Genomic DNA, 23,638 nt, shown 5'->3' with positions numbered 1-23,638 from the left:
AGCCACATGCGCGCGATACCCCTCTGTTTGCTCAGTGGTCTGCTCGCACTCCCGGTGCAGGCCACTGAAGTGCAGGATTGGCTGAGGCGCCTTGCCGAGGCCGAGCGCCAGCAAAGCTTTCAAGGCACCTTCATCTACGAGCGTAACGGCAGTTTTTCCACCCATGGCATCTGGCATCGGGTGGAGGAGGGGGGTGAGGTTCGCGAGCGCCTGTTGCAACTCGATGGGCCTGCCCAGGAAGTGCTCAAGGTCGATGGTCAGGCCCAGTGCGTCAGCGGTGCCCTGGCCGACCAGGTCAGTGAGGAGCAGGCCTGGCCCGCTCGGCATCTCGATGCCGAACAGCTGAGCAACTGGTACGACATTCGCGTGGCCGGCCAGTCGCGTGTCGCTGGCCGCAGCGCAGTAGTGCTGGTGCTGGCGCCGAAGGATCAGCACCGCTATGGCTTCGAGCTGCACCTGGACCGGGCAACCGGCCTGCCGCTGAAGTCGCTGTTGCTCAACGAGCGCGGTCAGCTTCTTGAACGCTTTCAGTTCACCCAATTCAATACCGCCATCCCCGACGCGGCTGCGATGCAGCCCGGTTCGCGTTGCCGTCCGGTGCATTTTCGCACCGTCGATACGATGGCCGAAGGCAGTTGGCGCTCCGACTGGCTGCCACCCGGTTTCACCCTCAACACCGCTCAGCTACGACGCTTGCCGGCCTCGGATGCGAAGGTTGCCTACCTGATGTACGGCGATGGGCTGGCGCGTTTCTCGGTTTTCCTCGAGCCCTTGCAGGGCAACGTGGTGGAAGATGCGCGCAGCCAGCTAGGGCCTACCGTGGCGGTGTCGCGGCGCATGGCTACCGAAGCTGGCGACGTCATGGTCACCGTGGTCGGAGAGATTCCGCTGGGTACCGCCGAGCGTATCGCCTTGTCCATGCGTGCCGGGGTGCCTGAACAGGCCAGCCAATGATCGAAGAACAGGGGCGTGTGGTGGCGCTCGAGCCCGGCGCCGTCTGGGTGGAGACGCTACGCAAGAGCACCTGCTCGAGTTGTTCGGCCAATGCCGCTTGCGGTCAGGGGCTGATGGATCGCCTGGGTGTCGGGCGTCAGCGCGGCTATGTGCGCGCCCTCAGCGACAGTCCGCTGTCGGTTGGCGACACCGTGGTGATCGGTGTGCGCGAAGATCTTCTGGTGCGTAGTTCCCTCCTGGTTTATCTGCTGCCTCTGTTGGGGCTGCTGGCTGCTGCACTGGCGGCGGATGGCCTTGGGCTGAGTGAGCCGCTGGTCATCCTGGCCGGTCTGCTCGGCCTGTTCTTCAGTTGGCTACTGGTTCGCTGGCGCGCTTCGCGCGTTGCCGAGAACCCCGCGTTGCAACCGGTTGTCCTACGTACGCTGCTGGTATCCGTGCCAGCGGCGGGTTGAGTGTGTGCGCGTTTTATATGGGGAGTCGTAGTTCGATGAGAAATCTCAAATCCGTAACGCCGCTGCTGATGGCAGCGCTGCTCTGGGGGCAGAGTCTGCTGGCCCAGGCCAGCCTGCCGGACTTTACCGCTCTGGTTGAGGAGGCCTCGCCTGCGGTGGTCAACATCAGTACTCGTCAGAAAATGCCGGAGCGCTCCGTGGCTGCTCAGCCCGGGCTGCCCGATCTGGAAGGCCTGCCGCCGATGTTCCGCGAGTTCTTCGAGCGCAGCATTCCGCAGATGCCTCGCAATCCGGGCGGTCGTCAGCGTGAGGCGCAGTCGCTGGGTTCCGGCTTCATCATCTCCGCCGATGGTTACGTGCTGACCAACAATCATGTGGTGGCCGATGCCGATGAGATCATCGTGCGCCTGTCTGACCGCAGCGAGCTGGAGGCCAAGCTGATCGGCGCCGATCCGCGCAGCGACGTGGCACTGCTCAAGGTCGAGGGCAAGGGGCTGCCCACCGTGCGCCTGGGCAAGTCCGACGAACTCAAGGTCGGCGAATGGGTACTGGCCATCGGCTCGCCTTTCGGTTTCGATCATTCGGTGACCGCCGGTATCGTCAGCGCCAAGGGGCGCAACCTGCCGAGTGACAGCTACGTGCCCTTCATCCAGACCGATGTGGCGATCAACCCCGGCAACTCCGGCGGGCCGCTGTTCAACCTCAAGGGCGAGGTGGTCGGCATCAACTCGCAGATCTTCACCCGCTCGGGCGGCTTCATGGGCTTGTCCTTCGCCATCCCGATGGAAGTGGCCCTGCAGGTTTCCGAACAGCTCAAGGCCGACGGCAAGGTCACTCGCGGCTGGCTCGGCGTGGTGATCCAGGAAGTGAACAAGGATCTGGCCGAGTCCTTCGGCCTGGATCGCCCGGCTGGTGCCCTGGTGGCGCAGGTGCTGGAAGATGGTCCGGCGGACAAGGGCGGTCTGCAGGTCGGTGACGTGATTCTCAGCCTCAACGGTAAGCCGATCGTCATGTCGGCGGATCTGCCGCATCTGGTCGGTGGCCTCAAGCCGGGCGAGAAGGCCGAGATGGACGTGGTGCGTGACGGTTCGCGCAAGAAGCTCAAGGTGACCATCGGCACCTTGCCGGAAGAAGGTCAGGAACTGGCTGCTGCCGGTTCGACCAAGGGGGGCGAGCGCAGCAGCAACCGCCTGGGTGTGACGGTGGTCGAGCTGACCGCCGAGCAGAAGAAGGGCCTGGACCTGCGCGGTGGCGTGGTGGTCAAGGAAGTGCTCAGCGGTCCGGCGGCCATGATCGGTCTGCGACCGGGCGATGTGATCACCCACCTGAACAACCAGGCCATCGATTCGACGGCCACCTTCGCCAAGGTGGCGCAGGAGCTGCCGAAGAACCGTTCGGTGTCGATGCGCGTGCTGCGTCAGGGGCGCGCCAGCTTCATTACCTTCAAACTGGCCGAGTAAATCGCGGCGCAGGTCAGACAAGGGCGCTTTCGGGCGCCCTTGTCATGTGTGCGGCCGGTGCGCCAGACGTGACGTGGAGGCGCTTGATCGGGTACACTCCGCGGCTATTTTCGGCGGGCATATGGCCCGTGGCCTCTTCGAGTGTTGATCTGTGAGTGACCTGAGTCATATCCGCAATTTTTCCATCATTGCCCACATTGACCACGGCAAGTCCACCCTGGCTGACCGTTTCATCCAGATGTGCGGCGGCCTTGCCGCGCGCGAAATGGAGGCTCAGGTCCTGGACTCCATGGACCTGGAGCGTGAGCGCGGCATCACCATCAAGGCCCACAGCGTCACCCTTCACTACAAGGCGAAGGACGGCAAGACCTATCAGCTGAACTTCATCGATACACCCGGCCACGTCGACTTCACCTACGAAGTCTCGCGTTCGCTGGCGGCCTGCGAGGGCGCGCTGCTGGTGGTCGATGCCGGTCAGGGCGTCGAGGCGCAGTCGGTCGCCAACTGCTACACCGCCATCGAGCAGGGCCTCGAGGTCATGCCGGTGCTGAACAAGATGGACCTGCCGCAGGCCGATCCGGACCGCGTCAAGGACGAGATCGAGAAGATCATCGGCATCGACGCCACCGACGCCGTGGCCTGCAGCGCCAAGAGCGGCATGGGCGTGGACGAGGTGCTCGAGCGCCTGGTGCAGACCATTCCCGCACCGACCGGTGATATCGAAGCGCCGTTGCAGGCGCTGATCATCGACTCCTGGTTCGACAACTACCTGGGCGTGGTCTCGCTGGTGCGCGTGCGCCAGGGTCGCGTCAAGAAAGGCGACAAGATCCTGGTCAAGTCCACCGGCAAGGTGCATTTGGTCGACAGCGTCGGTGTCTTCACCCCGAAACATACCGCCACCGCTGACCTCAAGGCCGGTGAAGTGGGCTTCATCATCGCCAGCATCAAGGACATTCACGGTGCGCCGGTGGGCGACACCCTGACTCTGTCCTCGACCCCCGAGGTCGAAGTGCTGCCGGGCTTCAAGAAGATCCAGCCGCAGGTCTACGCCGGTCTGTTCCCGGTCAGCTCAGACGATTTCGAGGACTTCCGCGATGCGCTGCAGAAGCTGACCCTCAACGACTCGTCGCTGCAGTACATACCGGAAAGCTCCGATGCCCTGGGCTTCGGTTTCCGTTGCGGTTTCCTCGGCATGCTGCACATGGAGATCATCCAGGAGCGCCTGGAACGCGAGTACGATCTGGACCTGATCACCACCGCGCCGAGCGTGATCTACGAGCTCGAGCTCAAGACAGGTGAAACCATCACCGTCGATAACCCGTCCAAGCTGCCGGACGTTTCGTCCGTCGCCGATTTCCGTGAGCCGATCGTTACCGCGACCATTCTTGTGCCGCAGGAGCACCTGGGTAACGTCATCACCCTGTGCATCGAGAAGCGCGGCGTGCAGCGCGACATGCAGTTCCTCGGGTCTCAGGTACAGGTTCGCTACGACCTGCCGATGAACGAGGTGGTGCTGGACTTCTTCGACCGTCTGAAGTCGACCAGCCGTGGTTATGCGTCGCTGGACTATCATTTCGACCGCTACCAGTCTGCCAACCTGGTCAAGCTGGACGTGCTGATCAACGGTGACAAGGTCGATGCCCTGGCATTGATCGTGCATCGCGACAACGCGGCCTATAAGGGCCGTGCGTTGACCGAGAAGATGAAGGAACTGATCCCTCGGCAGATGTTCGACGTGGCGATCCAGGCAGCCATTGGCGGCCAGATCATCGCGCGGACCACTGTCAAGGCGCTCAGAAAGAACGTACTGGCCAAGTGCTACGGTGGCGACGTGAGCCGTAAGAAGAAGCTGCTGGAGAAGCAGAAGGCCGGTAAGAAACGCATGAAGCAGGTCGGTAACGTGGAAATCCCACAGGAAGCCTTCCTCGCTGTGCTCAGGTTGGATAGCTAAGGCTCTATGTCGATCAATTTCCCGCTCCTGTTGGTTATCGCAGTCGCCGTTTGCGGCTTTCTGGCTCTGGTGGATCTGATTCTGCTGGCTCCGCGCCGTCGTGCGGCCATCGCGGCGTATCAGGGGCGGGTCGACGATCCCGATGACAGGGTGCTGGAGCGCCTGAGCAAGGAGCCCTTGCTGGTCGAGTACGGCAAGTCATTCTTCCCGGTGCTGGCCATCGTTCTGGTGCTGCGCTCGTTTCTGGTCGAGCCGTTCCAGATCCCGTCGGGCTCGATGAAACCGACCCTGGAAGTGGGCGATTTCATTTTGGTCAACAAGTTCGCCTATGGCATTCGCCTGCCGGTACTGGACACCAAAGTGATCGAGGTGGACAACCCGCAGCGCGGCGATGTGATGGTGTTCCGCTACCCCAGCGATCCCACCATCAACTACATCAAGCGGGTGGTGGGCCTGCCGGGTGATCGCATCCAGTACACCCAGGGCAAGCGCCTGCTGATCAATGGCGAGCCGGTAGCCGAAAAGCTGGTCGGCGAAGAAACCGGCAGCCTGGGCAGTGCGATGCTCTATCAGGAGCGTCTTGGCCAGGTCGAGCACACCATCCGCAAGGAAATGACCCGTATGCGTCGTGAGCCCGGTGGTGAGTGGGTGGTCCCGCAAGGGCACTACTTCATGATGGGTGACAACCGCGACAACTCCAACGACAGCCGCTACTGGCGCGACCGTCATATCCCTCAGGAGCTGTGGGGCATGGTTCCGGACGACCATATCGTCGGCAAGGCGTTCGCCATCTGGATGAGCTGGCCGGAACCCAAGACCAGCAATCTGCCCAACTTCTCGCGTGTCGGCCTGATTCATTGAGCACTGGCGCGCTGCTTTCGGCAGCGCCGCAGGCTATAAATAGTCTGGCCGTCAGGCTTTCCAACAAGACCGTCTATTGGGGATATACATGAATTTCGCGCGCTCGCAGCAAGGGCTTTCCATTCTGGGCTGGCTGGTGGTTCTGGCCGTGGTGGCGTTCTTCGCCAGCACGGCATTCAAGGTGATGCCGCACTATCTCGACTACATGTCGCTGGAAAAGATCATTACCTCGGTGGAAACCGACAAGGCATCGAACGTGCGTACCGTGGGTGAGTTCTACAACCACGTCAGCAAAGGCATGCAGGTCAACAACATTCGTGACCTGAACATGCGCGAGGCCATGCAGGTGAAGGTGGAAAACAACGAGTTCCTCGTCCACCTCAAATATGAAAAACGCGAGCCGCTGATCGAGAACCTCGATCTGGTGGTGAATTTCGACAAAGAATTTCGTGTACGGATGCCGTGAGTCCCAATCTGTCCCGCCTCGAGCGTAAGCTCGGCTATAGCTTCAAGGACCAGGATCTGATGATCCTGGCCCTGACCCATCGCAGTTTCGCCGGTCGCAATAACGAGCGTCTGGAATTTCTCGGTGATGCCATCCTCAACTTCGTTGCCGGCGAGGCGCTGTTCGAGCGCTTTCCGCAGGCCCGCGAAGGTCAGCTGTCGCGCCTGCGTGCCCGCCTGGTCAAGGGCGAGACCCTGGCCGTGCTGGCGCGCGGTTTCGAGCTGGGCGAATACCTGCGCCTGGGCTCCGGCGAGCTGAAGAGTGGCGGTTTTCGCCGCGAATCGATTCTCGCCGATGCGCTCGAGGCGCTGATCGGCGCCATCTATCTGGATGCCGGCATGGACGCAGCGCGAGAGCGCGTGCTGGACTGGCTCAGTGGCGAGCTCGATGGCCTGACACTGATCGACACCAACAAGGATCCGAAGACGCGCCTGCAGGAGTTCCTGCAGTCGCGCGCCTGCGAACTGCCCCGTTACGAGGTGGTGGACATTCAGGGCGAGCCGCACTGCCGTACCTTCATGGTCGAGTGCCAGGTGGCCCTGCTCAATGAAAAGACCCTGGGCCAGGGCGGCAGCCGGCGTATCGCCGAGCAGGTCGCCGCGGCTGCGGCGCTGATCGCCCTCGGGGTGGAGAACGGCAATGACTGATGCACCTGTGAGCCGCTGCGGCTATGTCGCCATCGTCGGCCGCCCCAACGTGGGCAAATCGACGCTGCTCAACCATATTCTCGGGCAGAAGCTGGCGATCACCTCGCGCAAGCCGCAGACCACCCGGCACAACATGCTCGGCATCAAGACCGAGGGCGAGATCCAGGCCGTCTACGTCGACACCCCCGGTCTGCACAAGCACAACGACAAGGCGCTCAACCGCTACATGAACCGCAGCGCCTCCAGCGCACTGAAGGACGTCGACGTGGTGGTGTTCGTGGTCGACCGCACACGTTGGACCGACGAGGATCAGCTGGTGCTGGAGAAGGTGCAGCACGTCAAATGCCCGATCCTGCTGGCGGTGAACAAGGCCGACCGCCTGGAAGACAAGAGCGAATTGCTGCCGCACCTGAACTGGCTGGCCGAGCAACTGCCGCAGGCCGAAATCGTGCCGATCTCCGCGTTGCAGGGGCAGAACCTCGATACGCTGGAGAAACTGGTGGGCGAGCGCCTACCGGAATCCGAGCATTTCTATCCCGAAGACCAGATCACCGACCGCTCCAGCCGTTTCCTGGCTGCCGAGCTGATCCGCGAGAAGATCATGCGCCAGCTCGGCGCCGAGCTGCCCTACCAGATCACCGTGGAGATCGAGGAGTTCAAGCAGGACGGCCCGATCCTGCATATCCACGGTCTGATCCTGGTGGAGCGTGACGGGCAGAAGAAGATCATCATCGGCGACAAGGGCGAGCGTATCAAACGCATCGGCCAGGACGCGCGCAAGGACATGGAGACCATGTTCGACTCCAAGGTGATGCTCAACCTCTGGGTCAAGGTCAAGGGCGGCTGGTCCGACGACGAACGCGCCCTGCGTTCGCTGGGTTACCTGGATTGATCGCGGCGCCGTGCGCATCCTCGGTGTTGCGCGTGGCGCATTCTGGCGGTTACTGACATGACTTCTGCCGCCTACGTTCTGCACAGCCGCCCGTACAAGGAAAGCAGCGCCCTGGTGGATTTCTTCACCGCCCAGGGCCGCGTGCGTGCGGTACTGCGCGCCGCGCGCGGCAAGGTCGGCAGCATTGCCCGGCCATTCGCCCCACTGGAGCTGGAGCTGCGCGGGCGGGGCGAGCTGAAGACGGTGGGGCGTCTGGAAAGCGCCGGCATTCCGCTGTTGCTGAGCGGCGAGGCGCTGTTTTCCGGGCTCTATCTCAACGAACTGCTGATCCGCCTGCTGCCGGCCGAAGATCCGCACCCTGTGATGCTCGAACACTACGGTCTGACGCTGCAGGCTCTGGCTGCCGGTCGTGCGCTGGAACCGCTGCTGCGTGCATTCGAATGGCGCCTGCTGGACGAGCTGGGCTATGGTTTCGCCCTGGATCGCGATCAGCATGACCAGCCCATCGACCCTGCGGCGCTGTACCGCTGGCAGCAGGACATCGGCCTGGTGCCGGTGATACAACTGCAGCCTGGCGTGTTTCAGGGCCGCGAGCTGCTGGCCATGGCCGAAGCCGACTGGCAGACGCCGGGCGCGCTGGCTGCCGCCAAGCGCCTGATGCGCCAGGCGCTGGCACCCCATCTCGGCGGCAGGCCACTGGTCAGCCGCGAACTATTCATGACGCTCAAGGAGTCCAAGCGTGACTGAGGCCAATCGTATTCTGCTCGGCGTGAACATCGACCACGTCGCCACCCTGCGCCAGGCTCGTGGCACGCGCTACCCGGACCCGGTCAAGGCCGCGCTGGACGCCGAAGAAGCAGGTGCCGATGGCATCACCGTGCACCTGCGCGAAGATCGCCGACACATCCAGGATCGCGACGTGCGCGTGCTGGCCGATGTGTTGCAGACGCGGATGAACTTCGAGATGGGCGTTACCGACTTCATGCTCGGTTTCGCCGAGCAGATTCGCCCGGCCCATGTCTGCCTGGTACCGGAGACCCGTCAGGAGCTGACTACCGAAGGTGGCCTGGACGTCGCCGGTCAGGAAGCCCGCATTGCCGCGGCGGTGGAGCGTCTGACGCTGGCCGGTTGCGAGGTGTCGCTGTTCATCGACGCCGAGGAGCGGCAGATCGAGGCCGCCATGCGCGTCGGCGCGCCGGCCATCGAGCTGCACACCGGCCGTTATGCCGATGCCCATACGGCGGAAGAGGCCGCGCAGGAACTGTCGCGTATTCGCGATGGCGTCATCTGCGGCCTGAACCACGGGCTGATCGTCAATGCCGGCCACGGCCTGCATTACCACAACGCCGAAGCCGTGGCGGCGATTCCCGGCATCAACGAGCTGAACATCGGCCATGCCATCGTCGCCCATGCGCTGTTCGTCGGCTTCAAGCAGGCAGTGGCCGAGATGAAGGCGTTGATCGTCGCGGCAGCCTACCGCGGCTAACCTTATGCCGCCGATCAACGACCGGTCGGATGGCTTCTTGTAGGGTGCGCCGTGCGCACCGGCCAGGCTCCGCGGTATTCCCGGTGCGCATGGCGCACCCTACCTAGCCTTGCGCAAAGGCTTGGATCATCTGCGTAGCGAGGGCCTCGACAGCCTCGTTACGCTGATGACCGCGTATCAGCTTGATGTGATATTCGCCCAGCGGCGGCAGCCCCTGTTCTGCGCCGAGTCGGCGCAGTGGCGGCTTGACCAGGCTGCGCGGGAAGGGGGCGATGGCCAGGTCGGCGGTCATTGCCGCTTCCTGGCCAGCGCACTGCTCGCAGGAGTAGGCAATGCGGTAGGCCACCCCCTGGCGATCCAGTGCATCGAGCGCAGTCCTGCGCCAGGCGCAGCCGGGGTTGGCCAGTGCCAGCGGCAGGGGCGAGCGCTGTATGGCCAGGCCTCCATCACGCCCGGCCCAGACCAGCTCCTCGGAATAGATCACTTCGCCGCGGGCATCATCCAGGCCGTCATTGCCGGCGTTGATCAGGGTCAGATCCAGCTCGCCGGCATCCAGCTTGGCCACCAGATCCACGCTGCGCCCCACGTTCACCTCGACCTCCACCGCCGGATGGCTGCGGGCGAACAGGGTCAGCACGCCCGGTAGCACGCGGTCGCCGATATCGTTCGGCGTGCCGAAGCGCACGCGGCCAGTCAGCGTCGGGGTGAGAAAGCGTGCCACCGCCTCCTCGTTGAGCTTGAGCAGGCGCCTGGCATAGCCCAGCAGCACCTCGCCTTCAGCGGTCAGGCGAACCTGTCGTGCCTCACGGATAAACAGGCGCTGGCCGAGAGTTTCCTCCAGGCGCTTGATCTGCAGGCTCACCGCCGCCGTGCTGCGAAATACCTGTGCGGCGGTGCGTGTAAAGCTGCCGCTGTCGGCGATGGCGACGAAGGTGCGCAGCACATCGCTTTCCAGAAGCGGCAGAGCAGTCGGAGTGGTGGCGTTCATGATTGTTAAAAATTACTTAACCTTGACTTTGGTATTTGTCGTTTGTTTGAACGATAGGTGCGTTTCATCCTGATCGCAAGCCCGGCAAAAAGCCGGCTGCGAAACGGAGGAAAGGTCATGAAAGGTTCGAGCAATTGCAACGAGTCGCATCCGCCCATGCCCGAGTTCTATATGCCGGCCATGTGGCCGCTGGATCTGCAGAACGCCATAGTCGACTGGATCGGCGCCTGGTTCTGGCGTCGGCGCATGCGCCGCCTGCTGGCGCAGGACATCGAGGGACGGATTCGCCTGGGCAGCGCCCGCGGTGTGGTGGAGCAGGGTGCTGGTGAGCCGCTGCGGCTCATTGCACAGCGGCGGGCTTACTGGTTGCGCGGGCGGTAACGCCCATTCATTGGTGCAGGTAGTGCGCTACGGCTTGCGTGCAATCAGCACGGCGCGGGTCGGTGCCGGCAGGCCTTCGACGGTGCGGCTGTGATCGGCCGGGTCGAGAAACTCCGGCAGCGACTGGAAGCGCATCCACTCGGTGGCGCGTTGTTCGTCCACCGAGGTGGTGCTGACATCCACGCAACGCACGTCCTCGAAACCGGCGCGGCGCAGCCAGCGTTCCAGCGCCGGCACCGAGGGCAGGAACCAGACGTTGCGCATCTGCGCGTAGCGGTCTTCAGGCACCAGCACCTGTTCGGCATCGCCTTCGACCACCAGGGTTTCGAGTATCAGTTCACCGCCCTTGACCAGCGCGTCCTTCAGATCGAGCAAGTGGTCGATGGGCGAGCGACGGTGGTAGAGCACGCCCATGGAGAACACCGTGTCGAAGCCCTGCAGCTTGGCCGGCAGTTCCTCGAAGGCCAGCGGCAGGTGCCACACCGGTTGCTCCGGCAGGTAGCGCTTCATCGCCAGGAACTGGCAGAGGAACAGCCAGTTGGGGTCGATGCCGACCACGCTGCCCGCACCCGCACCGAGCATGCGCCACATGTAGTAACCGTTGCCGCAACCGACATCGAGGATGCGCTTGCCGGCCAGGTCCAGGTGCGGGGCGACGCGCTGCCATTTCCAGTCCGAGCGCCATTCGGTGTCGATGTGCACGCCGAACAGTTCGAACGGCCCCTTGCGCCAGGGAATCAAGCCCTGCAGAGCAGCCTTCAATTGCGCGCGGCTGGCCTCGTCGCAGGCGCCGCCAAAGGCGAAGCGTTGAACCAGTTCCACCTCGCTCACCGCCAGGTCCGGCAGGGCCTGCACCGCGCCATACCAGCGCGCCAGGTCGCCGTGACCGATGGCCAGCTTGGCATCGAGTTGGCCCGGCAGGTCGGCTGTCCATTCCTGCAGCGGGCTGCCGGCCAGTTGTGCCTGCAGGGCGTCGAGATCCAGATCGCGCATCATGGCAGGGCCACCAGCGAGGCGAAGTTCAGGCACTGGAACCAGGGCACTACCTTGCTGAAGCCGGCAGCCAGCAGGCGTTCGCGATGCTGCTCGAGGCTGTCGGGCAGCATGACCTTCTCGATGGCGCTGCGCTTCTGCGCGATTTCCAGTTCGCTGTAGCCATTGGCGCGTTTGAAGGCGACATGCAGCTCGGTGAGCAGCTCATGCTCGGCGGCGTCCTCGAAGCGCAGCTTCTCCGAAAGGATCAGCGCGCCACCGGGCAACAGTGCCTGGCGAATGCGCGTGAGCAGCTCCAGGCGCCGCTCCGGCGGGATGAACTGCAGGGTGAAGTTGAGCGTGACCAATGAGGTGGGCTGCAGGTCGAGGGCGAGAATATCGGCCTCGATCACCTCCACCGGCAGCAGCTCCTGGAACATGGCGTCCTGGGCATGCAGGTATTCGCTACAACGCGCGACCATGGCCGGGGAGTTGTCCACGGCGATGACCTTGCAGCCATCGATGCGCACATGGCGGCGCAGCGCCTGGGTCACCGCACCGAGCGAGGCGCCGAGGTCATACAGGGTGGTGTGCGGCTGGGCGAACTGGCCGGCGAGCACGCCGATGTTCTCGACAATGGTCGGATAGCCGGGCACCGAACGCTTGATCATGTCGGGAAACACCCGCACCACATCCTCGTTGAAGACGAAGTCGGGCACCTCGGCCAGTGGCTGGGCAAATAGGCGATCGGGTTCTTGGCTCACGGCAGTCGCAACGGGTAGCGGAAAAGGCCGGCATTTTAGCCAAGTGCGGGCGAACAGTCAGGGCTTTCCCGACTGCTCGCTGCAGGGCATTAACGGCCTGCTAGGCCTTGGTGCGTTGGAAGGCCGAAGCGGTGATGCCCCACTGGCCGAGCCAGTAGGTGAGGATGATGGCGTAAGGCGCGGCGTCGAAGCTGGCGACGAAGCGGTCGATGCCGATCAGGCTGTCGGACAGCACGAAGAGCGCCGCACCGCCGGCGGCCAGCCAGGTGGAGCGCGGCTGCAGACCCGGGTGGCCGATGCGGGCCAGCGCGCGCCACAGCATCAGGCTGATCGCCGTGGCATAGCAGGCCACCGGGATCAGCAGCTCGCCCAGGCCGCTGCTGGCCAGCACGGCGAACATCGCGCCACCGGCGATCAGCGCCAGCAGCAGAGCGGGCAGGGCCGGTTGCCGGCTGTCGGAGACGTAGGCGCGCAGGTAGGCCAGATGGCCGAGCAGAAAGGCGCCGAGGCCGAACACGAACAGATCGCCGGGCCAGTCCAGCAGGATGTCGCCGGCCAGGGAGAATACAAGACCAACGGCGATCCAGCGGCGGTAGGTGCCGGCCGGCGCCTGGCGCAGCCAGAGCAGCAGGGCGATCACCGGGATGCCCTTGGTCAACAGGCTGAGCTGGGCATCGCCGGTAATCCGACCGTAGAGAAATACCGCAGCCCCCGCCAGGCCGAGCAGCAACCAACGCATAGCAAGACTCCCTTCGTTCTTGGAATGGCGCGACTATGCCCAGCGACCGAACGGCTGCCAATGCGACGGGCGCCAAATCGAGGGGCGGATCGTGCCGCCACTCGACGCCGCCGGCGGTATTGGGCACCGTATGCGTTCGTTCAGGAGAAGCGCATGTCGATATCGCCACCTGTCACCGAACTGATCGAGCGCCTTTACCGCGAGGAGTCGCGCCGCGTGCTCGCCACCCTGATCCGTCTGCTGGGCGATTTCGACCTGGCCGAGGAGGCGCTGCACGAGGCGTTTCGCAGTGCGGTCGAGCAATGGCCGCAAGGCGGTGTGCCGGACAACCCGCGCGCCTGGCTGGTCTCTGCCGGGCGCTTCAAGGCCATCGACAACCTGCGTCGGCAGCGCCGCTTCCAGCCGCTGGATGAACAGGCCGAGTTGCCCGACGAGGGTGACGCCGAAGGGGGCGAACTGCTCGAGGACGACCGCCTGCGCCTGCTCTTCACCTGCTGTCACCCGGCGCTGGCCAGTGATGCCCAGGTGGCTTTGACCCTGCGCGAGGTGTGCGACCTGACCACCGAGGAGATCGCCCGCGCTTTCCTCTCCAGCCCTGCGACCCTGGCCCAGCGCATCGTGCGGGCCAAGGCGAAGATTCGCGACGCGCGCATCCCTTACGAGGTACCGGGGCGTAGCGAGCTACCCGAGCGGCTGGAGGCGGTGCTGCGGGTGGTTTATCTGGTGTTCAACGAAGGCTACTTCGCCAGCTCGGGTGATTCGCTGACCCGCAGCCAGCTGTCCGACGAGGCCATACGCCTGGGCCGCTTGCTGCTGGAGTTGCTGCCCGAGCCGGAAGTGCAGGGGCTGCTGGCGTTGATGCTGCTGCACGAGTCGCGACGCGCTGCGCGCAGCGGCGTCGATGGTGAGGTGATTCTGCTGGAAGCCCAGGATCGCAGTTTGTGGAATCGCGAATTGATCGCCGAAGGCGAGGCGCTTGTGTTGCAGGCGCTGCACTCGCGGCGTTTCGGCCCCTACAGCCTGCAGGCGGCGATTGCCGCGGTGCATGCCGAGGCGGCCAGTCTGGAAGAAACCGATTGGGCGCAGATCGTCGGCCTGTATGACGAGTTGCTGCGCCTGAACCCCTCGCCGGTGATCGAGCTCAACCGCGCCGTGGCACTGGCCATGCGTGACGGTGAGCAGGCGGGGCTGTTGGAGATCGACCGTCTACTGGCCGCGGGCGAACTGCAGGGTTACCACCTGGCCCATGCGGCGCGGGCCGATCTGCTGCGCCGGTTGGGCCGCCGCGAGCAGGCGATCGCTGCCTACCGCCAGGCCCTGGCGCTGGCGCAACAGGGGCCGGATCGGCAGTTTCTGCAGAGCAGGCTGGAGGAGTTAGGTGACCCGTAGGGTGCGCTGTGCGCACCACATACGAGTGATAGGCGCTGCGGTCGTGTGCACCGAAATTCTTCGGTGCGCACGGCGCACCCTACGTACGGTTAGCCCGCGACCAATACGCGAATCGCTTCCAGGCGCAGGGCGGCCTTGTCGAACATCGCCAGGCTTTGTTCGCGCTGCTCGCGCAGGGCCTCGATCTCGCTGTCGCGTACGCTCGGGTTGACCGCGCGCAGGGCGATCAGACGGGCCAGTTCTTCGTCCAGTTCGGCGATCAGGCGACGCTTGGCCTCGGCCACGCGCTCGACATGGCGCGGCATGACCTTGGCTTCGGCGTCATTGATCTGCTTGGCCAGCACATCGCGCTGGGCCTGGACGAACTTGTTGGCGCTGGCCCGTGGCACGCTTTCGAGCTGGTCGTTGAGGGTCTCGAAACCGACCTTCGGCGCCAGGTCGTTGCCATTGGCGTCGAGCAGGCAGCGCAGCGCGGCTGGAGGCAGAAAGCGTCCCAGCTGCAGCTTGCGCGGGCCGACCACTTCGCTGACGTAAAGCAGCTCCAGCAGCACGGTACCGGGTTTGAGCGCCTTGTTCTTGATCAGCGCCACCGCGGTGTTGCCCATCGAGCCGGACAGCACCAGGTCCATGCCGCCCTGCACCATGGGGTGTTCCCAGGTGACGAACTGCATGTCCTCGCGGGCCAGAGCCTGCTCGCGGTCGTAGGTGACGGTCACCGCTTCGTCGTCGCCCAGAGGGAAGCTGGCATCGAGCATCTTCTCGCTGGGGCGCAGGATCAGGGCGTTGTCGGAGTGGTCTTCGCTGTCGATGCCGAAGGCGTTGAACAGCTCTTCCATGTAGATCGGCAGGGTGAACTGGTCGTCCTGCTCGAGGATCGCCTCGACCAGCGCTTCACCTTCGCCGGCGCCGCCGGAATTCAGCTCCAGCAGGCGGTCGCGGCCGCTGTGCAGTTCGCCTTCCAGGCGAATGCGCTCGGCGGTGGCTTCGTCCACCAGTTGCTGCCACTGGCCGTCGTCGCCGCTTTCCAGCAGCGGCAGCAGGCGCGGGCCGAACTGGTGCTGCAGGGCGTTGCCGGTGGGGCAGGTGGCGAGGAAGGCGTTCAGCGCCTGGTGGTACCACTGGAACAGGCGCTCTTGCGGGCTGTTCTCCAAGTACGGCACGTGCAGCTGGATGCGGTGCTTCTGGCCGATGCGGTCGAGACGGCCGATACGCTGCTCGAGCAGGTCCGGGTGGGCCGGCAGGTCGAACAGCACCAGGTGATGGGCGAACTGGAAGTTGCGGCCTTCGGAGCCGATTTCCGAGCAGATCAGCACCTGGGCGCCGAATTCCTCATCGGCGAAATAGGCCGCCGCGCGGTCGCGCTCGAGGATGCTCATGCCTTCATGGAACACCGTGGCGGGGATGCCGGAACGCACGCGCAGGGCGTCTTCCAGATCCAGCGCGGTCTCGGCATGGGCGCAGATCACCAGCACCTTGAATTTCTTGAGCATCTTCAGGGTGTCGATCAGCCACTCGACGCGCGGGTCGATGCGCCACCAGCGTTGCTCGTCGTCGATCTCTTCCTGTGCCTGGTAGCTGACTTCCGGGTACAGCTCGGCGTGCTCGCCGACCGGCAGCTCGAGGTATTCGTCCGGGCTCGGCAGCGGGTAGGGGTGCAGCTCGCGCTCGGGGAAGCCCTGCACGGCGGCGCGGGTGTTGCGGAACAGCAGGCGGCCGGTGCCGTGACGATCCAGCAGTTCGCGCACCAGGCGGGCGCGGGCGTCGTCATCGCCGCTGTCGACGGCGTCGAGCAGCTCACGGCCTTCATCGCCAAGGAAGCCGCCAATGGCATCGCGTGCCTGGGCGCTGAGCTTGCCCTGGTCGAGCAGTTCCTGCACCGCTTCGGCCACCGGGCGGTACTGGCTGCTTTCGGCGCGGAAGGCTTGCAGATCATGGAAGCGATTGGGATCGAGCAGGCGCAGACGGGCGAAGTGGCTGTCCTGGCCGAGCTGTTCCGGGGTGGCGGTGAGCAGCAGCACGCCGGGGATGACCTCGGCCAGTTGTTCGACCAGCGAGTATTCGGGGCTGGCCTGCTCCGGGTGCCAGACCAGGTGGTGGGCTTCGTCGACCACCAGCAGGTCCCAGCCGGCTGCGAACAGCGCGTCCTGCGCCTTTTCGTCGTCCTTCAGCCACTCCAGGGCGACCAGCGCCAGCTGGCAATCCTCAAAGGGGTTGCTGGCGTCGCTTTCCATGAAACGCTCGGCGTCGAACAGGGCGACGTCGAGGTTGAAACGCCGGCGCATTTCCACCAGCCACTGGTGCTGCAGGTTTTCCGGCACCAGGATCAGCACGCGGCTGGCGCGGCCGGAGAGCAGCTGGCGATGGATCACCAGGCCGGCTTCGATGGTCTTGCCCAGACCTACTTCGTCGGCCAGCAGCACGCGCGGTGCGATGCGGTCGGCCACTTCGCGGGCGATGTGCAGCTGGTGGGCGATCGGCTGGGCGCGCGCACCACCCAGGCCCCAGAGGGACGACTGCAGCAGGCGGCTGTTATGCTCGAGGCTGTGATAACGCAGGGCGAACCAGGCCAGCGGGTCGATCTGGCCGGCGAACAGGCGGTCGCTGGCCAGGCGGAATTGGATGAAGTTCGACAGCTGGGTTTCCGGCATGGTCACCGGTTTATGCTGGGCATCGAGGCCGTGGTAGACCAGCAGGCCGTCGACGTCTTCGACCTCCTGCACGGTGAGCTTCCAGCCCTCGAAGTGGGTGATTTCGTCACCCGGGGCGAAGCGCACACGGGTCAGCGGGGCATTGCGCGTGGCGTACTGGCGGGTTTCGCCGGTGGCCGGGTAGAGCACGGTGAGCAGGCGGCCGTCCTCGGCGAGGATGGTTCCCAGACCCAATTCCGCTTCGCTGTCACTGATCCAGCGTTGCCCCGGTTGATACTGCGCCATGCCTGTAAATCTCCGCAAAATAACAATGTCACTGCACCCGCTGAATTGGGTGTAGGTAATCGACCATTGTAACTCGGCGGCGCTTGGCTTGCCGACCTCGAAGCTGGGGAAATCTTGACGAGGCTTGGCGTTAGAACTCTATACTTGAACTGTATGTATAAACAGTATTGGTGGTGAGTCGTGGGCGGTGGCATGTGGCGCCGGAAGGCATTGGCACAGGCTGTGGTGATCGAGCAGCTAACCCAGGAGCTGGAACGGGCACGGATGCAAATCGGGAAGCTCGTGGCTGATCACAAGATGCACGGGATGCTTATGGCTGAACTGGAGCGGAAGCGCTGGCAGCTATCAGCGGCCAACCTGCGGAGCACGGAGCTACTAAAGGAAGTCGATGCTTTGGAGAGGGTGCGGGGTGCGCTGGAAGCTCGGCTAGCGCAGGAACAAAATAATATATAACTATAAAGTATATATATTCAGACGTTTACGTCTGATTAGTTATATTCTAGAGTTTATAACTATATCTAGTAGGTTCGTTACACTCACAATACTAGATGTTGTTTTATATCTTTTAGTTAGGTTACTAATCAAAGCTCTCGCTTTGGGTGTATCGCGTAGCTCTCTCGGCTTCGCCTCGGTCGCTACGCTCTTATTATATGGGTGTTTCTGTTTCTGTATAGTGCCGTTCGTCAGATTTGTCTTGACGGTGCAGGATTGTGCAATTTCTTTCACTGCGTGACGTGATCGTTCAGTGTCTGGCCCTGCTGTAAGATGTTGCGATACACGGTGTATGCCTCCTCTAACAGGTCGTGCGCCCAGCAGCAGGGAAAGGTGGTCTCAGGCTCATGCTTTTTGAACTGGTACGAGAACTCTTCTACCCGTAGGCCGGTCACGTTGTCCGCGAAAGTAGTCGTGGGCTTGCTTTGCAGTAGACGGCGGTGCTTCGAAATGTTGCTGAAGGCTGCTAGATAGCGGAACCAGTAAGAAGCGTTCAGTTCCTGCATTTTTGTCTTCAGGTCGGACGTCGGTAATCCATTCGCTACCTTGCCGAAATCGCAGTCTCTAATTTCTAACGGTTTCGGCATGGCCAGTGTGTTGGCTAGCTGGGCGAAGATATCGGCGTAATTCCGAACCGTGTGGATTGCTGCAATGACGTTGGCCTCGTGGACTAGGGCAGCTCTGGCAAACTTGGGGTCAAAACTCGCCATGGCTGCGAACATCTCGAAGCCGTCGCTGCCTGTGGGCTGGAATTCCGCGAATGCATCTCGCGCTTGTGTTAGGTGGTAATCGAGAATGTACGCTGATCGGCGGAGGGAGTGGGGAAGCTCGGCAGCGTGCTTGTCGTTCGGGTGATTCGCTTCGATCCAATCCTGTAGTGGTGCCAGATTCCAAGTCGTACCCATGTCCTGATCGGCTTCCTGTGCGTTACCTGCGATAGCCGGATGCTACCAGTGCGGGTGGGAATCTGGGAGACTGGCGGCGTCTGACCTAACACGAAAGGAATTCGTTATGCGGAATATGATCGTTGTTGCTGGCTTGGTTGCTGGGCTGGCTGCTGGTAGTGCACAGGCTGAGTGGGTTGATGTGAGTTACACCGCCACACTCCCAAACGAAGCTGTGTACTGTGAGGGGCAGAAGAACCTCAGAAGCTTTATAGGGTACGTGCAGGATCAGGATGAACGCGGCGCCATGCGGATGATCAGCACAGGGGATTGCCGTATGACCAATGGTCCTCTGAAGATCAGCGTCTTTCAGGAGGAAAAGGACGACGAGTTGATTACCTTCCTCACGCCAAGCGGGAAAGCCTTCTATACGCTCAAGGGCTATGTGAAATAGGCCCAGGTCGGGCGGGGAATAATTACCCAAGACCCCGCCCGCCAGAAAACAGCGCTACAACCGAAGTATTAAGCTCAGCAGCAGGGGGCGTACCCTGAACCGGATATTTGGCCAAATATCTGCACGTCACAGGGCGCTCTGTGAGGCGTTTACAGCGTGTTTCTGCTGAGGTGATACACCGCCAGCACGAGGCAGAGAAAGCCCCGCAACGGGGCTAATTGCTGGCTTTACGCACGCATCGCACGCTGAACAGTGGACAGTGATACACCCAGCTTCTCAGCAGTCTTACGGAATGACGAACCAGCAGCAATCTCTGCACGAATAGCATCGTCATCTACCGTCTTCACGCGCCCTTTGTAGACGCCTTTAGCCTTAGCCTTGGCAATGCCTTCTGCTTGACGTTCCTTGATCATCGAACGTTCAAACTCAGCGAAGCTGCCCATCATCGAGAGCATGAGCTTTTGCATGGCGTTGTGCTCGCCAGTGAAGTGAAGCTGTTCCTTGTGGAAGCGGATGGCTACGCCCTTGGCTGTGAGGGATTCAACCAAGCTCAGGAGGTCAGCCAGGGAGCGAGCGAGGCGGTCAATGGAGTGGACGTGGATGCAGTCACCCTCCCGCACGTAGTCGAGCATGGCCAGGAGCTGGGGGCGGTCTGTGGTGGCGCCGGATACTTTGTCAGTGAAGACCTTGTCCAGGGCGATGCCATCAAGCTGACGATCAGTGTTCTGATCAACCGAGCTAACGCGAACGTATCCAACCTGTGCCATGCCTTGCCTCTTTGTATTCATTTGGGTCTAGATGCAAGCATGGTAGGTGTATTCATTGATTAAGGCAAGTCAAATGAATACGGAATTGTGGTGGTGCGTGTATTCAGCGACAGGTGGTCGTGCGGGTACACCTATATGAATACGGTTAGGTAGAGGGGCGGGTGAAGCCTCGCACCACCCAGCCAATGAGCCAGCCACTGATTAGCAGTAACAGGGAGGGGACGAACCAGAAGAGTGCCGACCGTATAAGGTGGCGGCGCTGATCACGCTCTAAGTTGTTCACTCCCTCACGGTGTTTAGCAACGGCCTCTGCCTTACGCTGGGCAACCACCGCAGGGGCTAACGGGGGACGCCCCCACATATCAGCTCGGCGCTTGTTCGCGTCTGGACTGATCAGAGATAGCTGGAACTCTAGATTGCTATCAAGACGTGCTTTAGTGGGGAATCCGTCGCTAGTTAGCACGACAACTACAACTGCCCACACCATGCAGCACAGCACCCATAGCCGAAGCCAGCCGGCACTGCTGCGAATGTTGAATGCCATGGTGTGTCCTCCGTGATCTTGTGGGAATGGCAGCTATCGTGCCGAAGCGGGAGCTTGCTTGCTAGTGGCTTCTGGCCATCTGGAGTCAAAGTGCGAAAACAGGAGGGAAAACGCTTTGGTTAAATTTTGTACAGGTACATGTAGCGTATTTGCTGGGCTCCAATGAAAAGCCCCAGCTCAACTAAGAGCCAGGGCATAGAGTATTGATCAATTTTTTAACAATTAAACAGGGTGTTTTCTGGGCCTTCCTGGGCCGCGTTTAACGTGGGGCTTGTACTCGCCACGTAGGGCAATCCCGGCGCCTGCAAACAGAGCATCAACGTAGACTGCTGGTTCGCAGTCGTCTGATGGATCGTCAGCGGCTAGACGTACTAGCGGGGTTGCCTGTTTGTAATCCGCGTACCACGCCTGTTGCTGTTCCAGGGTTGGAAACTGGCGCTGGCCGGCGGCGTAAAAGTTTTCTGTAGTCATCTTGAATCCTTGAATATGTTTGTCTGTCACGCATGACGTGACGAATAGGAGGTTGCTCCTAATGAGCGTTACTACCCCGAGGCTCGTTATCCTGAAATTAGCGGGACATTTTAGGAGCACCCCATGGTTGCTGGTTCTCAGCGTTGAATGTTGCTGTCGTTGATCTGAACATCGTGTGAGCCTGTGCGAATGTTCAGGCTTGGAGGGCTGGCGCATAACATCGGAGATTGTAAGATTCCCAGCACCCTGGAAAGCTGCTCACTTTGAATGTCACGCGTGAGGATGAACGCAGCCTCAAGACTGCGTTGGTTATCCTCGATTAATGCTAGCCTCGTGTTAAACGTGTTTGTGGCGATAACTGCAATAACCAAGGCCCCAGCGAATACCACGCTTTGTGCAAATTGTAAGATTTGAAAAATGGTCATTTCTTCGTTTGCACCAGACTGGTTTTAGCTTTATCCAGAGTTTGCTGGAGCATTCCGCGATAAGCATCCTGTGCCATACCCTGAAGCTTGCTTTCAAGTTGGGTGACAACTTCAGCAGCGTCTGCATTTTCAGCGTGGACGGTGATAATCGGGTTAAACTGTAGGACGCCTGTAGTGTTTACAGTTTTATTGTCGATTGCATTCTGTAGCGCTTGGGATGGGCCGGATAGCTGGCTAATACTACGTTGTAACTCTGGTGTGATAGGGGCCGACATGAATGGAAGCTTACTTTGTTGTTCGACATTAGAAGCAATCTGTCTACCTTGTTCCCGCTCCTGTTGGTGCTTTCTCCAACGATCACCCAAGCCCACCATATCGAGAAGCTTGGCTATCATGTTGCGGATGTGATCAACAAATTGTTGTACGGCGTCCGGTATGGTATCGAGGAGTCCTTGCATACTATCTAAGCCATCGGCAAACGTTCCGAAGAATGTTTTCCAACTCTCTGTAAGGGTATCAATGGCAATACCAGCCATGAACGTTACAACGTCACTCAGGAGCGTTAGTACTGGTTCAAGGGCAACATAAAACTTCTGTAAAGTAGAATCGACAGCTTCAACAAATCGCAAGAACTCCGGGGATGGTTCGAAGCTATCAAGCTTAGTTTGGATCATGGCCAACCATTCAACAAAACTAGACGATAGTTCGTAGAATCGTTGTTCAAATCGTAGGCTTGCACTCTCCAGGCTGCTAAATGTCGGGACAAGTTTGTTTAAGCTCTTCTCCAGCTTTTCACGAGCTTGGAGCATCTCATTAGATGCTTTCTTTAGCCTGCCATCGTCAAACTCTGCTGTAGCGATGCTACGGGCTTCTTTCATATTCTGGAGACGTGCGGCGTGTGCATCTGCACTCTGCCTGATTTCATCCAGACGGCCACCAGCGTTAGCCTGTTCTTGTAGGCGAGCGCCGAATACTTTCCAGAATTCAACCAGTTTATCGCCACGAATCTGACGGTCTTCCATTGCATCCGAAAATGCTTGAGATGCCTTATCACCAACTAGACCGGATTTGGTGAGTTGTGCCCAACTGTCGGCCATGGCCTGCCATGCGCCTGGGAGGCGCTCTGCAAGCTGTTGACGAGCTTCTTCGCTCATCAGCTGACCTTTGGACAGGGATTGCTGAATCGCTCTTAGAGCGCCTGCCTGATCGTCTGTAGAGACGCCTGCACCACGACCAAACGACAGCAAGCCTTGAAGCATCTTCGCGGCTTCATCGGGACTCATACCGGCAGCCGCAAGGTTTACCGTGGCCATGGTGTATGGCTTGGCGATCTCACTGCGGACGATGCCCAAATCATCAGCTAGGGCCGACAGGCGAGCCTCTGCTTTTGCGGCTGCTTCCGGGGAGCCCGTAGCCACTTTGAAGTTGGCGCGTTCAACCTTGCGTTCATCCAGGGCTTTCACGTCCTGCTTGGCTAGCTGGTTAAGCTTTGCTGCGGCTAGCGTGGCCGCTGTAGCAACTGCACCGATTGCGATGGCTGCGGGGTGTAGGCCAGCACTGAACATGGCCAGTCCTGGGATGGATGCACCAACTCCAACACCTGCACCACCAGCCAGAACATGGCTCATGCTGGAACCAAACCCGCGACTACCACCACGCCATGGGCTGGCAATGCTGCGAGATGGCCGACGTGCGTCTCCCTGCAAGCTCCGTGGGAGGCTCTTGGAGAGGCGTTCTTCTAGTCGGAGTCCGGTGATACGGGCACGGTCTGCTGCGGCTTGTGTACGGGCTCTGGTGGCTTCCAAGCGGCTGTTGGAAGCTGCCAGCCGGTTTTGTTCTTGGGCGAGACGTAGACGGCTCTGTTCCTGACGCATGCTGAATGTCTGGGCTGCCTGTTCAGCTTTGATATGACCCAGACGGGCCTTGTGTTCGGCCTGTGCTTGCTTGGCCTGGAGGGTCGATGCTTTCGCCTGAACGCTTTGGAGCTTCAACTTATTCTGATCAACTGCAAGTTGGAGCTTCGAAGCCTTCAAGGAATCTTGGAATTGCTGCTTGGTCAGTTTTTGCTGCTGGGCTAGCTGGCGCTGGATGTTTGCTGTGCCCTTTGGGGCGATGCCTAGTTTCTTTTGTAGGCGAGTGGCTTGCTTGTCGAGGGCTGCCATTTTTGCATGGATGCTATCAAGCATCTTTTCGAATCGGCGTAGCCCCGTGGAGTCAACGTCAAATC

22 protein-coding genes are annotated in these 23,638 nt (G+C 61.4%); 13 read left to right on the top strand and 9 right to left on the bottom strand.

The window, feature by feature from the left end; genetic code table 11:
• Nucleotides 1-6: 6 nt before the first annotated feature.
• The 10 genes from L1F06_RS17095 to pdxJ all read left to right on the top strand — a co-directional run bounded on the left by L1F06_RS17095 (nt 7) and on the right by pdxJ (nt 9,208).
• Entirely contained in the window at nt 7-954 is a 948-nt protein-coding gene (locus tag L1F06_RS17095; protein ID WP_012018036.1) for a MucB/RseB C-terminal domain-containing protein, read from the top strand.
• Entirely contained in the window at nt 951-1,406 is a 456-nt protein-coding gene (locus tag L1F06_RS17090; protein ID WP_003245466.1) for a SoxR reducing system RseC family protein, read from the top strand. Before L1F06_RS17095 ends, L1F06_RS17090 begins: the two co-directional genes overlap by 4 nt.
• A 35-nt stretch (nt 1,407-1,441) precedes the next feature.
• Nucleotides 1,442-2,866, top strand: a complete 1,425-nt coding sequence (locus tag L1F06_RS17085; protein ID WP_003245464.1) for a DegQ family serine endoprotease — start codon at nt 1,442-1,444, stop codon at nt 2,864-2,866.
• 151 nt (nt 2,867-3,017) lie between these two features.
• On the top strand, nt 3,018-4,817 hold the full coding sequence (gene lepA / locus L1F06_RS17080) for a translation elongation factor 4 (protein ID WP_129481528.1): 1,800 nt from the start codon (nt 3,018-3,020) through the stop codon (nt 4,815-4,817).
• 6 nt (nt 4,818-4,823) lie between these two features.
• On the top strand, nt 4,824-5,678 hold the full coding sequence (lepB, locus tag L1F06_RS17075; protein ID WP_003245461.1) for a signal peptidase I: 855 nt from the start codon (nt 4,824-4,826) through the stop codon (nt 5,676-5,678).
• Nucleotides 5,679-5,766: 88 nt separating this feature from the next.
• Complete coding sequence (locus L1F06_RS17070; RefSeq protein ID WP_012018040.1) at nt 5,767-6,144, top strand: DUF4845 domain-containing protein; 378 nt, start codon at nt 5,767-5,769, stop codon at nt 6,142-6,144.
• Nucleotides 6,141-6,830 carry a ribonuclease III gene (gene rnc, locus L1F06_RS17065; protein WP_003245458.1) on the top strand — a complete coding sequence of 230 codons (690 nt, stop codon included), beginning with the start codon at nt 6,141-6,143 and terminating at the stop codon, nt 6,828-6,830. Before L1F06_RS17070 ends, rnc begins: the two co-directional genes overlap by 4 nt.
• Complete coding sequence (gene era, locus L1F06_RS17060; protein WP_003245455.1) at nt 6,823-7,722, top strand: GTPase Era; 900 nt, start codon at nt 6,823-6,825, stop codon at nt 7,720-7,722. Before rnc ends, era begins: the two co-directional genes overlap by 8 nt.
• A gap of 57 nt (nt 7,723-7,779) precedes the next feature.
• Nucleotides 7,780-8,469 (top strand): DNA repair protein RecO, encoded by a 690-nt coding sequence (gene recO / locus L1F06_RS17055; RefSeq protein WP_129481527.1) that lies wholly within the window; start codon nt 7,780-7,782, stop codon nt 8,467-8,469.
• Nucleotides 8,462-9,208, top strand: coding sequence for a pyridoxine 5'-phosphate synthase (gene pdxJ / locus L1F06_RS17050; RefSeq protein ID WP_003245452.1), 747 nt, complete (start codon nt 8,462-8,464; stop codon nt 9,206-9,208). The genes recO and pdxJ overlap by 8 nt, the downstream gene beginning before the upstream one ends.
• A 103-nt stretch (nt 9,209-9,311) precedes the next feature.
• Here pdxJ and L1F06_RS17045 read toward each other — a convergent pair whose 3' ends face one another.
• Nucleotides 9,312-10,196, bottom strand: coding sequence for a LysR substrate-binding domain-containing protein (locus L1F06_RS17045; protein WP_129481526.1), 885 nt, complete (start codon nt 10,194-10,196; stop codon nt 9,312-9,314).
• Nucleotides 10,197-10,313: 117 nt separating this feature from the next.
• On the opposite strand from L1F06_RS17045, the gene L1F06_RS17040 reads away from it, so the two are divergent.
• Nucleotides 10,314-10,577, top strand: a complete 264-nt coding sequence (locus L1F06_RS17040; RefSeq protein ID WP_129481525.1) for a hypothetical protein — start codon at nt 10,314-10,316, stop codon at nt 10,575-10,577.
• 27 nt (nt 10,578-10,604) lie between these two features.
• Here L1F06_RS17040 and cmoB read toward each other — a convergent pair whose 3' ends face one another.
• From cmoB to L1F06_RS17025, 3 genes are all read right to left on the bottom strand, one after another.
• A complete protein-coding gene (gene cmoB, locus L1F06_RS17035; protein WP_129481524.1) occupies nt 10,605-11,573 on the bottom strand; it encodes a tRNA 5-methoxyuridine(34)/uridine 5-oxyacetic acid(34) synthase CmoB in 969 nt (322 codons plus the stop codon).
• Nucleotides 11,570-12,313, bottom strand: a complete 744-nt coding sequence (gene cmoA, locus L1F06_RS17030) for a carboxy-S-adenosyl-L-methionine synthase CmoA (protein ID WP_012018045.1) — start codon at nt 12,311-12,313, stop codon at nt 11,570-11,572. Before cmoA ends, cmoB begins: the two co-directional genes overlap by 4 nt.
• 100 nt (nt 12,314-12,413) lie before the next feature.
• Nucleotides 12,414-13,052 (bottom strand): lysoplasmalogenase, encoded by a 639-nt coding sequence (locus tag L1F06_RS17025; protein WP_129481523.1) that lies wholly within the window; start codon nt 13,050-13,052, stop codon nt 12,414-12,416.
• 153 nt (nt 13,053-13,205) lie between these two features.
• Here L1F06_RS17025 and L1F06_RS17020 point away from each other — a divergent pair, with 153 nt between their 5' ends.
• Complete coding sequence (locus L1F06_RS17020; RefSeq protein ID WP_129481522.1) at nt 13,206-14,441, top strand: RNA polymerase sigma factor; 1,236 nt, start codon at nt 13,206-13,208, stop codon at nt 14,439-14,441.
• Nucleotides 14,442-14,530: 89 nt separating this feature from the next.
• On the opposite strand, the gene rapA is transcribed toward L1F06_RS17020, so the two are convergent.
• Nucleotides 14,531-17,374, bottom strand: coding sequence for an RNA polymerase-associated protein RapA (gene rapA, locus L1F06_RS17015; protein WP_129481521.1), 2,844 nt, complete (start codon nt 17,372-17,374; stop codon nt 14,531-14,533).
• 722 nt (nt 17,375-18,096) lie between these two features.
• On the bottom strand, nt 18,097-18,771 hold the full coding sequence (locus L1F06_RS17010) for a hypothetical protein (protein ID WP_129481520.1): 675 nt from the start codon (nt 18,769-18,771) through the stop codon (nt 18,097-18,099).
• Nucleotides 18,772-18,877: 106 nt separating this feature from the next.
• On the opposite strand from L1F06_RS17010, the gene L1F06_RS17005 reads away from it, so the two are divergent.
• Nucleotides 18,878-19,204 carry a hypothetical protein gene (locus tag L1F06_RS17005; RefSeq protein ID WP_129481519.1) on the top strand — a complete coding sequence of 109 codons (327 nt, stop codon included), beginning with the start codon at nt 18,878-18,880 and terminating at the stop codon, nt 19,202-19,204.
• Nucleotides 19,205-19,431: 227 nt separating this feature from the next.
• Here the strand turns inward: L1F06_RS17005 and L1F06_RS17000 are convergent, their stop codons facing one another.
• The 3 genes from L1F06_RS17000 to L1F06_RS16990 all read right to left on the bottom strand — a co-directional run bounded on the left by L1F06_RS17000 (nt 19,432) and on the right by L1F06_RS16990 (nt 23,597).
• Nucleotides 19,432-19,971, bottom strand: coding sequence for a recombinase family protein (locus tag L1F06_RS17000; protein WP_129481518.1), 540 nt, complete (start codon nt 19,969-19,971; stop codon nt 19,432-19,434).
• A gap of 1,152 nt (nt 19,972-21,123) precedes the next feature.
• Nucleotides 21,124-21,411, bottom strand: coding sequence for a hypothetical protein (locus L1F06_RS16995; protein ID WP_129481517.1), 288 nt, complete (start codon nt 21,409-21,411; stop codon nt 21,124-21,126).
• On the bottom strand, nt 21,408-23,597 hold the full coding sequence (locus L1F06_RS16990; RefSeq protein WP_252576682.1) for a tape measure protein: 2,190 nt from the start codon (nt 23,595-23,597) through the stop codon (nt 21,408-21,410). The genes L1F06_RS16995 and L1F06_RS16990 overlap by 4 nt, the downstream gene beginning before the upstream one ends.
• Nucleotides 23,598-23,638 lie beyond the last annotated feature (41 nt).

The sequence above is a fragment of the Pseudomonas hydrolytica genome (assembly GCF_021495345.1).
In the GTDB taxonomy this organism is placed as follows: Bacteria; Pseudomonadota; Gammaproteobacteria; order Pseudomonadales; family Pseudomonadaceae; genus Aquipseudomonas; species Aquipseudomonas hydrolytica.
This window is presented reverse-complemented; position numbering and strand designations above follow the sequence as displayed.

Bases quoted from the DNA above. Each gene is read 5' to 3' on its own strand.
- L1F06_RS17095 (WP_012018036.1), top strand. From the start codon at position 7: ATGCGCGCGATACCCCTCTGTTTGCTCAGTGGTCTGCTCGCACTCCCG.
- L1F06_RS17090 (WP_003245466.1), top strand. From the start codon at position 951: ATGATCGAAGAACAGGGGCGTGTGGTGGCGCTCGAGCCCGGCGCCGTC.
- L1F06_RS17085 (WP_003245464.1), top strand. From the start codon at position 1,442: ATGAGAAATCTCAAATCCGTAACGCCGCTGCTGATGGCAGCGCTGCTC.
- lepB (WP_003245461.1), top strand. From the start codon at position 4,824: ATGTCGATCAATTTCCCGCTCCTGTTGGTTATCGCAGTCGCCGTTTGC.
- L1F06_RS17070 (WP_012018040.1), top strand. From the start codon at position 5,767: ATGAATTTCGCGCGCTCGCAGCAAGGGCTTTCCATTCTGGGCTGGCTG.
- era (WP_003245455.1), top strand. From the start codon at position 6,823: ATGACTGATGCACCTGTGAGCCGCTGCGGCTATGTCGCCATCGTCGGC.
- recO (WP_129481527.1), top strand. From the start codon at position 7,780: ATGACTTCTGCCGCCTACGTTCTGCACAGCCGCCCGTACAAGGAAAGC.
- L1F06_RS17045 (WP_129481526.1), bottom strand. From the start codon at position 10,196: ATGAACGCCACCACTCCGACTGCTCTGCCGCTTCTGGAAAGCGATGTG.
- L1F06_RS17040 (WP_129481525.1), top strand. From the start codon at position 10,314: ATGAAAGGTTCGAGCAATTGCAACGAGTCGCATCCGCCCATGCCCGAG.
- cmoB (WP_129481524.1), bottom strand. From the start codon at position 11,573: ATGATGCGCGATCTGGATCTCGACGCCCTGCAGGCACAACTGGCCGGC.
- L1F06_RS17025 (WP_129481523.1), bottom strand. From the start codon at position 13,052: ATGCGTTGGTTGCTGCTCGGCCTGGCGGGGGCTGCGGTATTTCTCTAC.
- L1F06_RS17020 (WP_129481522.1), top strand. From the start codon at position 13,206: ATGTCGATATCGCCACCTGTCACCGAACTGATCGAGCGCCTTTACCGC.
- rapA (WP_129481521.1), bottom strand. From the start codon at position 17,374: ATGGCGCAGTATCAACCGGGGCAACGCTGGATCAGTGACAGCGAAGCG.
- L1F06_RS17010 (WP_129481520.1), bottom strand. From the start codon at position 18,771: ATGGGTACGACTTGGAATCTGGCACCACTACAGGATTGGATCGAAGCG.
- L1F06_RS17005 (WP_129481519.1), top strand. From the start codon at position 18,878: ATGCGGAATATGATCGTTGTTGCTGGCTTGGTTGCTGGGCTGGCTGCT.
- L1F06_RS17000 (WP_129481518.1), bottom strand. From the start codon at position 19,971: ATGGCACAGGTTGGATACGTTCGCGTTAGCTCGGTTGATCAGAACACT.
- L1F06_RS16995 (WP_129481517.1), bottom strand. From the start codon at position 21,411: ATGACCATTTTTCAAATCTTACAATTTGCACAAAGCGTGGTATTCGCT.
- L1F06_RS16990 (WP_252576682.1), bottom strand. From the start codon at position 23,597: ATGCTTGATAGCATCCATGCAAAAATGGCAGCCCTCGACAAGCAAGCC.